Source organism: Veillonella sp. (assembly GCF_015058545.1).
Taxonomy (GTDB): Bacteria; Bacillota; Negativicutes; order Veillonellales; family Veillonellaceae; genus Veillonella_A.
Map to the genome: position 1 here is coordinate 1 of NZ_SVCB01000129.1, position 14,602 is coordinate 14,602.

General features: G+C 41.9%; 14 protein-coding genes. 2 read left to right on the forward strand and 12 right to left on the reverse strand.

Annotation, left to right across the window (positions count from 1 at the left end):
- A partial coding sequence (locus E7204_RS08175) for a nucleobase:cation symporter-2 family protein (RefSeq protein ID WP_295183431.1) occupies window positions 1-920 on the reverse strand: 920 nt, incomplete at its 3' end.
- Window positions 920-1,288, reverse strand: coding sequence for a CGGC domain-containing protein (locus tag E7204_RS08180; protein WP_021842161.1), 369 nt, complete (start codon window positions 1,286-1,288; stop codon window positions 920-922). The genes E7204_RS08175 and E7204_RS08180, both read right to left, overlap by 1 nt.
- A gap of 481 nt (window positions 1,289-1,769) precedes the next feature.
- Here E7204_RS08180 and E7204_RS08185 point away from each other — a divergent pair, with 481 nt between their 5' ends.
- Window positions 1,770-2,924 (forward strand): iron-containing alcohol dehydrogenase, encoded by a 1,155-nt coding sequence (locus E7204_RS08185; protein WP_295183434.1) that lies wholly within the window; start codon window positions 1,770-1,772, stop codon window positions 2,922-2,924.
- Between the two features lie 240 nt (window positions 2,925-3,164).
- Here E7204_RS08185 and E7204_RS08190 read toward each other — a convergent pair whose 3' ends face one another.
- Window positions 3,165-4,067, reverse strand: coding sequence for a LysR family transcriptional regulator (locus tag E7204_RS08190; RefSeq protein WP_295183437.1), 903 nt, complete (start codon window positions 4,065-4,067; stop codon window positions 3,165-3,167).
- 807 nt (window positions 4,068-4,874) lie between these two features.
- Between E7204_RS08190 and rpsD the strand changes: the two genes are divergently transcribed.
- Window positions 4,875-5,462 (forward strand): 30S ribosomal protein S4, encoded by a 588-nt coding sequence (rpsD, locus tag E7204_RS08195; RefSeq protein WP_127059288.1) that lies wholly within the window; start codon window positions 4,875-4,877, stop codon window positions 5,460-5,462.
- Between the two features lie 61 nt (window positions 5,463-5,523).
- On the opposite strand, the gene E7204_RS08200 is transcribed toward rpsD, so the two are convergent.
- The 9 genes from E7204_RS08200 to E7204_RS08240 form a co-directional block, all read right to left on the reverse strand.
- Complete coding sequence (locus tag E7204_RS08200; protein WP_366483666.1) at window positions 5,524-6,633, reverse strand: DUF362 domain-containing protein; 1,110 nt, start codon at window positions 6,631-6,633, stop codon at window positions 5,524-5,526.
- Window positions 6,634-6,897: 264 nt separating this feature from the next.
- Window positions 6,898-7,398, reverse strand: coding sequence for a preQ(1) synthase (gene queF, locus E7204_RS08205; RefSeq protein WP_295183443.1), 501 nt, complete (start codon window positions 7,396-7,398; stop codon window positions 6,898-6,900).
- 13 nt (window positions 7,399-7,411) lie between these two features.
- On the reverse strand, window positions 7,412-8,020 hold the full coding sequence (locus E7204_RS08210) for a QueT transporter family protein (protein ID WP_295183446.1): 609 nt from the start codon (window positions 8,018-8,020) through the stop codon (window positions 7,412-7,414).
- A gap of 163 nt (window positions 8,021-8,183) precedes the next feature.
- Window positions 8,184-9,062 (reverse strand): 2-oxoacid:ferredoxin oxidoreductase subunit beta, encoded by an 879-nt coding sequence (locus tag E7204_RS08215; protein ID WP_295183449.1) that lies wholly within the window; start codon window positions 9,060-9,062, stop codon window positions 8,184-8,186.
- A 1-nt stretch (window position 9,063) separates the two neighbouring features.
- Window positions 9,064-10,815 carry a 2-oxoacid:acceptor oxidoreductase subunit alpha gene (locus E7204_RS08220; protein ID WP_366483668.1) on the reverse strand — a complete coding sequence of 584 codons (1,752 nt, stop codon included), beginning with the start codon at window positions 10,813-10,815 and terminating at the stop codon, window positions 9,064-9,066.
- 664 nt (window positions 10,816-11,479) lie between these two features.
- On the reverse strand, window positions 11,480-12,268 hold the full coding sequence (gene truA, locus E7204_RS08225) for a tRNA pseudouridine(38-40) synthase TruA (protein ID WP_295183455.1): 789 nt from the start codon (window positions 12,266-12,268) through the stop codon (window positions 11,480-11,482).
- A 78-nt stretch (window positions 12,269-12,346) separates the two neighbouring features.
- Complete coding sequence (locus E7204_RS08230) at window positions 12,347-13,153, reverse strand: energy-coupling factor transporter transmembrane component T (RefSeq protein ID WP_295183458.1); 807 nt, start codon at window positions 13,151-13,153, stop codon at window positions 12,347-12,349.
- Window positions 13,143-14,012 carry an energy-coupling factor transporter ATPase gene (locus E7204_RS08235; RefSeq protein WP_295183461.1) on the reverse strand — a complete coding sequence of 290 codons (870 nt, stop codon included), beginning with the start codon at window positions 14,010-14,012 and terminating at the stop codon, window positions 13,143-13,145. The genes E7204_RS08230 and E7204_RS08235 overlap by 11 nt, the downstream gene beginning before the upstream one ends.
- A partial coding sequence (locus tag E7204_RS08240) for an ATP-binding cassette domain-containing protein (protein ID WP_295183462.1) occupies window positions 14,003-14,602 on the reverse strand: 600 nt, incomplete at its 5' end. The genes E7204_RS08235 and E7204_RS08240, both read right to left, overlap by 10 nt.

The following is a 14,602-nucleotide window of genomic DNA, read 5'->3' on the forward strand; positions in this document are numbered from 1 at the left end:
GTGGTTTTACGAACTTTGGATAATTCGACGAGGCCCACATTTTGTGAAAACGTCGTATACGGGAAGGAGTTGAAAATCCCACCGATGATGGAAGCAAGACCTTCCGCACGATAGCCGTGAGCCAAATCTTTCGGTGTTAATTTACGATCGCAAATTTCACCTAAGGCCAAGAATACACCGGTGGATTCCACCATGCTTACCATAGCCACAATAGTCATAGTCAAAATAGCACTGGCGTGGAATGTCGGTAGGCCAAAGTAAAACGGCTGCGGAATATGAGCCCAAGTAGCCTCCGCCACCGGCGCAAAGTTAACCATACCTAAGAAGAACGCTGCAATCGTGCCCACAATGAGCCCCAGCAATACAGAAATAGCTTGAATATACCCTTTGAAAAGGCGATTCAAAATAAGGATGAAGGCCAAAACGGCAAAACCGAGGCTCAAATTCATAACACTGCCAAAATCCGGGCTGCCAAGGCCGCCCGCTAAATTATTCATAGCTACGGGAACCAAGGTAACGCCAATAACAGTCACTATGGAGCCGGTTACTACCGGCGGGAAGAATCGCACTAATTTACCGAACCAATGAGAAATGATAAACACAATTAGACCGGATGTAATGATGGCCCCGTAAATAGCCCCAAGGCCCAGCTCTTTACCAATGGCAATCATAGGAAATACGGCCGTAAACGTACAGCCCAGCACTACCGGCAAGCCAATGCCGAAAAAGCGATTGCGCCATACTTGAAGCAACGTCGCAATCCCCGACGTCAATAAATCGGCGCCGATTAAATAGGCAATCTGCATGGTAGTCAGATTTAAGCTACTGCCCACGATAATCGGTACGATAACAGCACCGGCGTACATGGCTAATACATATTGCAAACCTAAGAAAAAAGTTTGGCTTTTACGTAATTCCATTATTCTGCCTCCTTCGGCTGACGCGCTTTTAATTCTACCGCCATTTTGCCCTTACCTTTACCATCCGGACTGCCGTGCGTGTAGCCCACTACGTCAAAATATTCAGCACAAGCATCGGCAATGGTTTCGTAATCTTCGTTTTTACTCTTCGTACACGTCGAAATATGCACCACATCCACACCCTTTTTGCGAAGGGTTTCCAGCTTTTTCGTTAAATCACCGCCGGAATGGCTAAATCCGACTAATTCAATCTCTTCCCCTTCATAACGGGCAAAGGAATCTTTCTTACCCATGAATGCACCTAAACAACCGCCGCAAGAGCAACGCTGCATCGTATCTTCATTGACTAAAATAGCTATTTTTTTCATATATCCACCTTCGTTTCTTATAATGAACTTAAACTTTTACACTCTCTTAATACAGCTGATTAATTTAAGGACTAATTATTTTAGCTCTTCTAAGTATCTTAGTTCTTCTAAGTACCTTAGTCCTTCTAAGTCTCTTAATTCTTCTACGTACCTTAGTCCTTCTAATCAACTTAAAATTTTTGCTTCACAAAACGTGAAATTATTGTTTAAATCTTACTTTTTCGAAGAAATGTCAAATACTCTTTACTCATGAATGAGACATATTTTTTCATGTATATGCGAACAAATTAGCACATAATACCTGTATATTATATAACAATCCGCATGAAATCTATGTTGCTCCGGCTTCATTTTCAGTGGCTTTACTATTTAAATTATTCATAATTAAAATCACTTTTATACATTGTTTTAATCTTGAAAAAAGCGTACAATACAAATATAAACACTGTTCGAATTATGTAAACATTAGGAGGTAATTCCCATGGCTTATGCAACTTTTCGAATTCCACACACCATCATTCATGGTGACGATGCTCTCACTCACTTGTCTAAATTAGAAGGCAAACGTGCCACCATCGTTACGGGCGGTAACTCCATGCGCAAATTTGGTTTCCTCGACGAAGCAAAAGCCCAACTTGAAAAAGGCGGCATGGAAGTTCAAATTATTGACGGTGTAGAACCGGATCCATCCATCAAAACTTGTATTGAAGGCGGAGCTAAAATGGCTGAATTCCAACCGGATTGGATTATTGCCTTAGGTGGCGGCTCCCCTATGGACGCAGCTAAAATCATGTGGGTATACTACGAATACCCGGGCTATGATTTCATGGAGCTTGTGAAATTCAACTTCCCTAAATTACGCACCAAAGCTCGCCTCATCGGTATCCCTTCCACCAGTGGTACCGCTTCGGAAATCACTGCATTCAGCGTAATTACCGATACGGACAACAATATTAAATATCCATTGGTATCCCCTGATTTAGTACCGGATATTGCTTTATTAGACAGCCGTATTCCATCCAAAATGCCACCGCTCATTACAGCACAAACCGGTATGGACGTAATGACACACGCTGTGGAAGCGTATGTATCTACAGCAGCCGATGATTTCACCGATCCATTGGCACTCCATGCGATTAGATTGATTTTTGAATACTTAGAAACAGCCTATCAGGAACCTGACAATATTAAAGCACGCGACAAAGTACATAACGCCTCCACTATGGCCGGCATGTCCTTCACCAACTGCTCCTTAGGTATCGTTCACAGTATGGCTCATAAAATCGGTGGTGAATTCCACTTAACACATGGCGAAGCCAATGCGATTTTGTTACCATACATCATTCAATACAACAAAAAAGCTACCCAGAAATACGCTCAATTAGAAGGCCTTCTCGGTATTGAAAACATCGAACGTGCTATCTGGAATCTCAATAAACGCTTAGGCTTAAGCAAAACGATTAAAGACGGTTTAAACACTGTTATTCCGGAAGATAAATTCTTAGCCGTTCTCGATCGCATGAGCGAACGCGCTCTTGAAGATGCTTGCACCTTGACTAACCCACGTAAACCAACCGTAGAAGACATTAAGAAAATCTACGAAGCAGCTTACTACGGCAAGGATGTAAACTTCTAAGATATGTATTACCTATCCGGGTATGCCTAAACCTATTATTTAGTTAGGGCTATGTATCCGGCAGCACTTAACTAGGCATTATTTAGGGAGATGAGCATACATCACATGCTCTATTATCTAATTACTTCCGAATTCCAAATAAAATAATGCAACAAACGCGGTTTGACCAAAAGGTACAAACCGCGTTTTCATTTGATGAGACAAACTTATGTAAAGCACAAAACTAATTTTTCCCCAAAATCAGCCGTTAACTCCTACTTTTTGAACAATGTAATCCATAAACGTTTTCATTGTTTCCCATTTAGAGTTGTTGTTACGATATACAAAGCAAACCTGAAGATTTAACGGTTTGGCTAATGCATAGATACCATCCTTAATGCCAAGTGCATCCAATAAATGACGGGAAATTAAAGCCCCTGCTTCATTGCGCTGACAATAGTCAATCATGGCATACGGATTAGATAAACGTACTAAATGTGGTAAGGACTGACGTCCTTCTTCCGAGAAGTAGGATTTCAAACGATGGCTCATGAAATATTTTGGTGGATACATAACCATTGGATAATCCAACAATTCTTCAGTGTTCAATACTTTACCGGCCGGTAATTCGCGCTTAGGCGCATAATAAACTACAGAATCTTCACGGATAGCAATACTTTCATAGCTACTCATATCTTTATTATTTGGCAAGTAGCAAGTACCAATGTCAATGCGGTTTTCACGCAAATCCAGTAACATTTCTTCTTCTTCCATGTCATAAATGGAAATAGAGAAATTGGGGTTAGTCTGTTGAAAATACGATACATGCGCATTCATACGCACGTCACCGATACTCCGCAAAATACCTACGTTGAGCATAGGCCGTTCCAACTTGTTGGCCAAACGAATGCTATGAATAGCACGTTCCAGTATTTCAATAATATGCTCTGCTTCCGGTAAGAACTTCTCACCTTCCGCTGTAAGGCGGCTACCACGGGTAGAGCGAGCTATTAATTTTACACCAACCAAACGTTCCAGTTTTTTCATCTGCGCACTAAAAGCAGATTGTGTAATATTAGCAGCTTGAGCAGCTAACGTGAAGTTACCCATTTTACTATAGGTTATAAAACTTTGTAACTCTTGCAGAGTAGGTAGTTCATCCATCTTATCATCTCCTTTTCATGCATTACATATTCATACATTCATAATACGTATAAAATTCCTCCAACGACTGACGAAGGATGTCTCTCTTCTTTAACCTTAGTATACCATGTATTGATTCAGTTAGAAAAGAGATATGTACAAAAATTTTATAAATTTATCGATACTTTCGAACATTAAATGATGACATTGGCGGTATTATTCAAAACATTTATTAATGATTTTATTCATTCATTTATAAATCCTCTTAATCAACGAAAAATAACTATACCCAATCAAACAAGTATGGATTTTTTGTGCTATATCCCCTATAATTTACTTGATAATAATATATGCATCACTTCTCATGATTTTTTCATGTTTATAAGATACAACGAATATTGAAAGCAGTTTTCTTTATAAAAAAATTGAATAAAATTTGTGATAATGCATTTTAAAGACTTTCGTTTTTCACCCAATTTTATAAAAAATCTCAAAATTTTGTATTGATTTATAATACTATTCACTTGAAAAACACATTCATCCTTATCATGAATACTTTTTGAATATTTATTAATTCATAACCTAAAGCACAGTAAAATAATTGGACTAACAGCAATTAAAACCGCACCTAATTGAAAATAGTCGATATATCGGTTTCCAGTTAACCGGCGTTTTCAAAGGGACAAGAAATGGTCAATAACCTTGCAATAAACTACGGATAATTAGGCAATATAAATTGACAGTTAGCCCCGTATATGCTATCATTATTGGGTATCTTATTTGGATACGCCATTATATTTTTATTTTTTACTATGAGGTGATAAACACATGGCAACGAGAAGAGAAGCACGCTTTAAGTTATGTCGTCGCTTCGGTGTGAACGTTTTCGGTCACTCCAAAGCTTTAAAGCGCGTAAAGAAAGACCAACGTCAGAAAAAAATGTCTGAATACGGTTTACAATTATTAGAAAAACAGAAAGTTAAAGCTTATTACAACTTGCTTGAACGCCAGTTCGTACGCTATTATGATAAAGCGAAAAAAATGCAGGGTGTTACCGGTGAAAACATGTTAGTATTGTTGGAATCCCGTCTTGACAACCTCGTATATCGCATTGGCTTCGGTAACTCCATCCGTCAAGCACGTCAGATGGTTAACCATGGCCACATTCTTGTTAACGGCCGTCGCGTAGACATTCCTTCCTACCAGTGCAAACCTGGTGATGTAATCGAACTTCGCGAAGCATCCCGCGACAACGAAATGTTCAAAACAAACTTCCAGGAACTTCGTTCTTTCGAACTTCCTTACATTACTAAAGACTTGGAAGCCTTCAAAGGTACTTTCAACCGTCTTCCTGAACGTTCCGAACTTCCTATCGAAGTTAACGAAACGCTCATCGTCGAATTGTACTCCAAATAATAAGTACATTACGATGTATGCTAAAGAGCAACAGCCGAGGCTGTTGCTCTTTTTTTTGCTACTATTTTACTTCCACAATTTCATAACTTCTAGTACCGAGTCCCATTTCTTCAGCACGTTTGAGGGCTGCTTCCCAGTCGGTATTCGGCGAAATGGTGTGGAAATGATCCCAGCTCTTTTCTTCCGCTTCGTCAAGCATACTGCCCGGCATTGGCGGTTGTGCATTCACTTTATCCACGCAGGCCTGATCGAGCGCTACGAGGTCATAGGATGCCATAATCCCTACATCCGGTACGATTGGCATATCATTTTCACCATGGCAATCGCAATATGGCGATACGTCCATAACAAAGCTAATATGGAAGCGCGGACGATTGCGAACAATAGCTGCTGTGTATTCCGCCATTTTTTCACTCAATACGGTATTCGCTTCATCCCATCGTGGTGAAATAGCATCAACCGGACATACGCCAACACAACGACCGCAACCAACACATTTTTCTTCCGTAATGAAGGATTTGCCATTCGTTACATGGACCGCATCATGGGCACAATATTGTTCACATTTATGGCAACCTACGCAGATTTCCTGCTGCACGAAAGGTTTACCGGCGCTGTGCTGTTCCATTTTGCCCGCCCGGGAACCGCCGCCCATGCCGAGATTTTTAATAACGCCACCGAACCCGGCTGATTCATGACCTTTAAAGTGAGTCATGGAAATTACGATATCCGCATCCATTAAGGCTTTGCCGATTTTAGCTTCCTTGACATACTTCCCATCCGGAACCGGCACCAATGTTTCATCCAAGCCTTTTAAGCCGTCGGCGATAATCACATGAGCGCCCGTATTGTAAGGATTAAAACCATTCTGGTAAGCCGATTCAATATGATCGATAGCGTTTTTACGACCGCCTACATACAAAGTATTGCAATCTGTCAGGAATGGTTTACCGCCCAATTCTTTGATGATTTTGACAATGCGGGCTACATAGGGCGGTTTAATATAGGCCAAGTTGCCCGGTTCGCCAAAGTGCATTTTAATAGCGACATACTTATTGTTAAAATCAATTTTGTCCATGCCCGCACGGCGCACAAGGCGTTCCAACTTATCTAACAAGCTTTCCCCTACCCGTGTGCGTAAAGACGTAAAATATACCTCTGACATACTCATGTCACTCCTTACCTGTTTACCTAAACGAATTTACGACTGTCCTCCGACAGCCTTTTACCTATATCTCTATTATATCTCATTCATTATCAAATAGATATTAATAATGTAAATTTTCTGAAAAAGTAAGAATCATATAAGGCTTACATGACAAAATAGCCGCAAGACTTAGTATCAAACTAAATCTTACGGCTATTATACTATATTCCACTATTATTGCAAGGTAGATTAGCCCTATCATTAGATTTTAGCTAATATACTTTATTTTTAGCGATACGCTACCCGTTCCGGCTGCATATCATGGAAATGTAAGCGTTCTTTCGCTACCTTTTCCCATTCAGTGCCCGGTTTGCCGTAGTTCGCATACGGATCGATAGCAAGACCGCCACGTGGCGTAAATTTGCCCCACACTTCGATGTATTTAGGCTCCATGAGCTTAATTAAGTCCTTCATGATGATGTTTACACAGTCTTCGTGAAAATCGCCGTGATTGCGGAAGCTGAACAAATACAACTTCAAGGATTTACTTTCTACGAGCCGTTCGTCAGGCACATAGGAAATATAAATCGTCGCAAAATCAGGCTGCCCCGTCATCGGACAAAGGCTTGTAAATTCAGGACAATTGAATTTTACAAAATAATCATTGCCCGGATGCTTGTTTACGAAGGATTCCAATACCTCCGGTGCATAATCCATAGGATATTCCGTTTTTTGACTGCCCAGGCCATGTACGCCCTGCAATTCTTCACTACTTCTACCACTTGCCATATGAGGCACCTCCTTACACTTTACTTGCTTCATTCACATCAAGTATAGTTTCTTCATTTGCATCCGGTGCAGTTTCTTCGCTTGCAGCCGTTGCCGTTTTTCCGTTAACAATAGTGGATTGGTTTACCGATTTAGTCGCACCTAGCATGGTTGCTGTAAATCGTTCTAAGCCGTTCACAATAAAAAAGCTCACTACTGCAGAAATACTTTGACCCACTAATAATGAAGATACTAATAATAAATACGGTAAATTCAAAATCGGTGCCAACCAAAGTGGCACTACCAAACTGGGAACCAATGTAATAAAGGGAATGACAATCCAATTGCCGAGGCCGCGTTTTTTACCATACGCAATACCGCCGGCCGTCATAAGGCCTACCAAGCAGCCACCGATGGCATCAATCGGCCCTAAACCGCCCATAAGTAAGTTACTTACCAAATTACCGATACCGAAAGCTAATACGGAAAACGGGAATAAGGCGGCTAAACCGTATAAAGCGGTAGCAATACGCACTTGATACTGCCCGAAAGCAAATCCTTGGGTTAACATCATAATCACAATATACATGGCTAAACAAAGCCCTGAAATAGTCAGCTTTTTTGTTGTACTTAAAGTATTCATTTTTATAATCTCCTTAGTTTTATTTAAAGACAGGATGGTTACGAACTGTCTAACAGTAAACAGAGTAACAGGCGACACCTTGGTATCGCCTGTTACCGATACAAGCGCTATGGCACCCGGTAAGACGTCACATCACTTGTTAAAATTACTGTTGTCGTACATCTTATTTAAAATCGTTGCACAAGCTACGGAAAATGAGTGGATCAGGTTTCACTACATCATGAACCAAAGCTCGTACATGTGGGCCACCATTAGCGGCAGCCAACGCTTGTTCGAAGGAAGGTTTCGTCGTATCTTGATAGATAAGACCGGTCAACAAGCCTTCATGTTCACCCAATGTTTTAAGGGCTGCGGCACGATCGGTAGGATCATAGCCTTCAATCGTCGTTAAGGACGTTAAGTTTTCTTTGAAATAATCATAACCGTTACGTTTGTTGTAAGTTACGCAAGGGCTGAATACGTTGATGAAGGAGAAACCTTCATGCTGCATGCCTTGTTTAATCAATTCAACGAGTTCGGCACGGTTAATCATATAACCTTGAGCTACGAAAGTAGCACCGGCTGCAATAGCAGTTTCGCAAATTGGCAATGGCGATTCAAACGAACCACGTGGGGACGTTTTAGTTACAAAACCAATGTCGGAACGTGGGGATGTTTGACCTTTAGTCAAACCATAAACATGGTTATCCATAACAACGTAAGTAATATTAACATTACGTTTGAATGCATGAATAGTATGGCCCATGCCGATAGCGAAGGCATCACCGTCACCACCGCAAACAACAACATTTAAATCTTCATTAGCTAATTTTACCCCTTGAGCATAAGGTAACGCACGACCATGAGTCGTATGAGCACCGTATGCATAGAAGTAACCACCAATACGGCTGGAGCAGCCGATACCGGAGATAACGGCTAAATTATCAGGACTAATATCAAGCTGAGCTACCGCATCGGTAATGGCAGCCTGTACCCCATAATGCCCACAGCCGGGACACCAGTTAGGGCGAATATCATTTCTGTAATCGGTCACTTGTGCCATATTATAAAACCTCCTTAATTGCTTTCTTCACATAGGTTGCTGTGAATGGATTACCATCATATTTTAAGCAACTATGGAGCTTACATTTGTTAGGCATATTAATACGGAAAATATCAGCTAATTGAGCTGTTGCGTTTTGTTCGCAAATAACGACTTTTTTAGCTTTTTCATAGAATGGCATTAACTGTTCTTTAGGGAACGGTTTAATTAAGCGAAGTTGTAAGTGGTTAACTTTAACGCCTTCAGCTTCAAGTTCAGCAGCGGCTTCTTCAATAGCGCCACGGCTGGAAGCAATACCGATTACCAATACGTCGCATTCATCATGTTTAGCATTATTGAGGAATGGTTCATATACTTCAGCAACGGTGCTCAATTTGCGTAAACGTTTGTCTGTCTGGCTAACGTGCATAGTTGGTGCTTCAGCAGGTTTACCTTCTTCATTATGTTCAAGACCGGTGGACAAGAACATACCGTTTTTCATACCAGGAATAGTACGAGGAGAAATACCGTCTTCAGTCAATTCAAAACGTTTGAAATAATGAGGGCGTTCCAAAGCAGGTAAATCTTCTTCTTTCATCAATTTACCGCGTTCGATAGGCACACGGTCCAAATCGAAGGAAGGAACGGATTGTTTGTTAAGGCCTTGTTGTAAGTCAGGCATGAAGATTACCGGACATTGATAGATTTCAGCCAAGTTGAATGCTTTCTGGATTTCATAGAAACATTCTTCAATGCTGGTTGGCGCAATAACGATATTCGCATAGTCACCATGTGCATTGTGGCAAGCTGCATTGATATCGGAAGTTTCAACTTTAGTAGCCATACCGGTGGATGGGCCGGAACGCTGTACGTCGATTACGAGCATTGGAAGTTCAGCCATGGAAGCCATGGACAAGGATTCAGCCATGAGGCTAAGACCAGGACCGGAAGTACAAGTGAAGCCACGTACGCCTGCATATACACCGCCCATAGCAGTCATACAAGCAGCAATTTCGTCTTCAGTCTGAACAACGGTAGCACCGATGGAATCCATTTTCTTAATCATGTATTCCATAACTTCGGAAGCCGGTGTAATTGGATAGGATGCCATGAAACGGGAGCCCGCTGCAATAGCACCTAAAGCCAAGGCTTCGTTACCTAATAAGAACATCTGATCTTTTGGTTCAGGTACAGGTAATGTATCAACGTCGCCTTCGCCACGTTTTTCAACGATAAGTTTGTAACCGTCTTCAAAAGCATTTAAGTTTTTGTCGATTACATCTTCTGCTTTTTTAGCAAAACGAGCTGCAATAGCTGTTCTGAACGGAGCTTTCTCAAATCCTAATAGAGCAACCGACATACCTAAAGCAACGATGTTACGCATTAACAAGGAACCTTGCTTCATGGCGGTTTCGGTAATAGGAACGGCTAAGCAAGTGATTGGCTCACCTTCATATTTGGAGAAGTCCGGGTTAACTTTGCTATCGCAAATAATATAACCGCCTTCACGAACTTCTTTGCCGTGCATGTCAACAGTTTCCTGATCCAAAGCAACTAAGAAGTCGATGGATTCGCCTACTGTCATGATTTGCTCAAGAGCAATGCGCAATGCAAACGTTGTATGCCCACCTTTAATACGGGAAGCAAATAAACGTTGGCTGTACAAAGAGTAACCCTCTTTAGCTAAGATTGTGGCCATAATTTCGCCGCAGCTTTCGATACCTTCGCCCTGCTGGCCACCCATTTTCCAGATAAAATCTTTACGTTTTTGCAAAAGATTCACCCTCCTTAGGATTAACATTACTTGGTATAGTGGATCTGTTAAATCTTTCAACTACTTTACATTTTAACATTTTTATACAAAATCATCAATCATCATCAGCTAAAGATAAATTATGCCTATGCCTTGGATGCAATCCGCTAAATTCGCTATATTATCGTAATATTCTATAGTGTATAAAAAGTGAAGCATTAATCATGCAATGCATATTAAATCGCCAATAAAGAATATTTATTCAACCAATATTATCATTAAACAACCGTTTTAAAGTAATCAATGGTAAGACTTTTTCATTAGAAATAGCCTTACCATAATGATTTTTCATAAAATTATGCCTCAAATTGGCCAACCAAGACAACCAAAATCACGAAAATGTTTCAACTAAACTTTTGCATTTTATTAATTTTTTACTTATGTATATAAGTAAACTGCTAAATCGTATTTTCGAATTAGAAATGACTTGAAATCCGCTATAAAGGAATATGCTCAAATTCATAGACAAATTCTAAGCTAAAATCGTAACTGTATTCACTAAGCTATGAGCAAATGATATATCCCTACAAAATAGTTCGTCTTTAACGCTTTACAACGATTTAATAGCTACCCGTTTTGAACATAATTCTAAAAAATAAAATATTATACGGTAAAACTTTTGCCATTATGCGTACAAGCTGTCAATAACCTCTTGGCGTCGTTCTTCGTCAAAGAAAATTTCTTCCAAACAAAGCCCCTGCGGCGGTGCGGTTTTACCGATAAGACGTCGATTGCGAGCGGCTAACAGTTCCGGAATCTTAGTGGCTTTGATTCGCCCCAGCCCTACATCCACCAAAAGGCCCGCAATATTTCGTACCATATGATACAAAAAACCATCCCCGATAACGTGAATATACACGGCCGGTCCGTCAAACCGCAGCGCCACGGCAAACATAGTTTTTACCGGATTGGCCGGCGTTGAGTTTGCGCCCTGCAGAGTGGTGAAGTCATGCGTCCCTTCCAGCTCTTTTGCCGCCGCCATCATCGCCTCGCGATTTAACGGCTTTTTTACATGCCAGTGAAAGCGCATGCCAAGGGGATCTTCAATAACATCATTGTGAATGGTGTAGATATATTCCTTCCCCACTATTTTCCAACGTGGTCGCCAATCCAACGGAATCTCTTCCGCACGGCGAATGACAATATAAGGCGGTAAGTGTGCAATTAAAGCCCGCGTCAGGTTTTCCACGGGAATACGTCCGGTTGTGAAAAAGGTTACTACTTGAAACTTAGCATGCACACCCGCATCGGTGCGCGAGGCGCCGTAAATCGAGATAGGCTCATTGCATACTTTAGTGAGTGCCGCTTCCAAGCAGTCTTGTACCGTAATGCCGTTAAGTTGGCTTTGGTAGCCGTTTAATTCCGTGCCGTCATAAGCAACGATTAAACGAATATTGCGTTGTTCTGTCGCCAATGACAGCCCTCCTTCCAAAAATTTATAAGGAAATACAACATCAAATCATGCTGCAGAATAGATTAGCTAATAACATTCTTAGCCAATCGGCACAAAGCGTAAAACTAATAATACTACCGTAATCACCAGTACGCCGGCAATGCCGATATAGTCATAACTTGTAATGGTCAATTCTTTCATGCGCGTACGGTTTTCACCACCGCGATAACAACGGGCTTCCATAGCTACCGCTAATTCATCGGCACGACGGAAGGCGCTGATAAAGAGCGGTACCAATAAAGGCACCATATTTTTAGCCCGTTTTACCAAACTGCCTGTCGTAAAATCAGCACCGCGCGAAGCTTGCGCCTTCATAATGCGATCCGTTTCTTCCAACAAAGTCGGAATAAAACGCAAAGCAATAGTCATCATCATAGCGAGTTCATGCGCCGGTACTCCGAAACGACGGAACGGATTCAAGAGATGTTCAATCCCGTCAGTCAAACGAATTGGTGATGTTGTATATGTAAGTAATGACGAGAAGATAATCAAAAATACCAAGCGGGCCGCCATATAGCTACCCATGCGCAAACCTTCTTCACTGATGTGTAAAAAGCCGTACTGCCAAATCATCGTGCCCGGTGTCGTGAAAACATGAACACCCATGGTAAATACGATGATAATCCACAGCGGTTTAACGGAGTTCCAAACGAGGCGCATCGGTAAGCGCGATAACGCCACCGTAAATAGCGTAAACAAGCCTACCACTGTATAGGCCAAAGTCGTTTCCGCCAAGAAAATAGCGATGATAAAAATCATAGTCGCTACGATCTTAGCGCGCGGATCCATACGATGCAAAAAGGAGTCGCCCGGAAAATATTGTCCGATAGTAATATTACTTAGCATGGTTTACCTCCTTTAAAGCAACTTCAATCGCCTTAACAGCGTCATCTACGGAGATAACCTGCTGCGAAACCGGTAAGCCGCGGTCGCGCAAATATTCCACCAACTTGGAAACCGGCGGTACATCCACGCCGGCCGATTGCAATTCCTGTCGTTTATTCATAAAGATATCGATAGGTTTGCCATCAAGCTGAATCTTACCGTTATCGATGACGATAAGGCGATTCGCCATGCGGGAAATATCTTCCATATTGTGAGATACAAGGACTACCGTAATGCCTTTTTTGGCATGTAAGTCAATGATTTTTTGAAAAATCTCTTCACGACCAAACGGGTCGAGACCGGCCGACGGTTCGTCCAAAATCAGGTAACTCGGATTCAGTGCTACCACACCGGCAATAGCAACGCGGCGCATTTGGCCACCGGAGAGTTGGAACGGCGAGCGGTTGGCATAGGTTTCGTAATCAAGTCCTACAAAGTCCATCGCTTCCCGTACACGTGCGTCCACTTCCTCGGCGCTGAGACCTAAGTTCTTAGGACCAAACGCAATATCTTGCGCAATCGTTTCTTCAAACAATTGATGCTCCGGATATTGGAAGACCATGCCCACTTTATGACGCATTAATTTAGCTTCTTCCGTCTTAAGAGCCGCATCGACACCGTCGATGGTAACCTGGCCCGTCGTCGGATGCAATAGCCCGTTCAGATGCTGTACCAAAGTAGATTTGCCGGAACCGGTATGACCGATAATGCCCACAAAATCGCCTTCATTAATTGTTAAATTAATTCCTTTCAGCGCTTCTTTGCGAAACGGCGTATGCTCCCCATACACGTAAGAAACGTTGTTTAAAATTATTGGCATAATTGGTCCCCCAATTCTTCCTCAGTAATAATTTCATTCGACAGACTTACCCCATCGAGTCGTAATTTAGCGGCCACTTCCGCCGCCACCGGCACATCAAGGCCTAAGTCTTTAAGCATCGGAACCTGTGAAAAGATTTCACGAGGTGTACCGTCGTGCAAGAGTTTACCGTTTTTCATGACCACTACACGGTCCGAAGTCACCGCTTCTTCCATGAAATGCGTAATGTAAACGATAGTAATGCCTTCTTCTTTATTTAAACGATGAACGGTCTCCAATACTTCTTTGCGTCCTACCGGATCAAGCATGGCCGTTGGTTCATCCAGCACGATGCAATCCGGTTTCATAGCCAGTACACCGGCAATGGCGATACGCTGTTTTTGGCCCCCCGATAAAAGTCCCGGGGAATGCAGGGCATACTCCGTCATATTAACACTGGCCAAGGCTTCATCGACACGGCGGCGAATCTCAGCCGGCTCTACGCCTAAGTTTTCCGGTCCGAAAGCCACATCTTCTTCTACTGCGGCCGCTACAATCTGATTGTCCGGATTTTGGAAAACCATGCCCACATGCTGACGAATATCCCACAA

Bases quoted from the DNA above. Each gene is read 5' to 3' on its own strand.
- E7204_RS08180 (WP_021842161.1), bottom strand. From the start codon at position 1,288: ATGAAAAAAATAGCTATTTTAGTCAATGAAGATACGATGCAGCGTTGC.
- E7204_RS08185 (WP_295183434.1), top strand. From the start codon at position 1,770: ATGGCTTATGCAACTTTTCGAATTCCACACACCATCATTCATGGTGAC.
- E7204_RS08190 (WP_295183437.1), bottom strand. From the start codon at position 4,067: ATGGATGAACTACCTACTCTGCAAGAGTTACAAAGTTTTATAACCTAT.
- rpsD (WP_127059288.1), top strand. From the start codon at position 4,875: ATGGCAACGAGAAGAGAAGCACGCTTTAAGTTATGTCGTCGCTTCGGT.
- E7204_RS08200 (WP_366483666.1), bottom strand. From the start codon at position 6,633: ATGAGTATGTCAGAGGTATATTTTACGTCTTTACGCACACGGGTAGGG.
- queF (WP_295183443.1), bottom strand. From the start codon at position 7,398: ATGGCAAGTGGTAGAAGTAGTGAAGAATTGCAGGGCGTACATGGCCTG.
- E7204_RS08210 (WP_295183446.1), bottom strand. From the start codon at position 8,020: ATGAATACTTTAAGTACAACAAAAAAGCTGACTATTTCAGGGCTTTGT.
- E7204_RS08215 (WP_295183449.1), bottom strand. From the start codon at position 9,062: ATGGCACAAGTGACCGATTACAGAAATGATATTCGCCCTAACTGGTGT.
- E7204_RS08230 (WP_295183458.1), bottom strand. From the start codon at position 13,153: ATGCTAAGTAATATTACTATCGGACAATATTTTCCGGGCGACTCCTTT.
- E7204_RS08235 (WP_295183461.1), bottom strand. From the start codon at position 14,012: ATGCCAATAATTTTAAACAACGTTTCTTACGTGTATGGGGAGCATACG.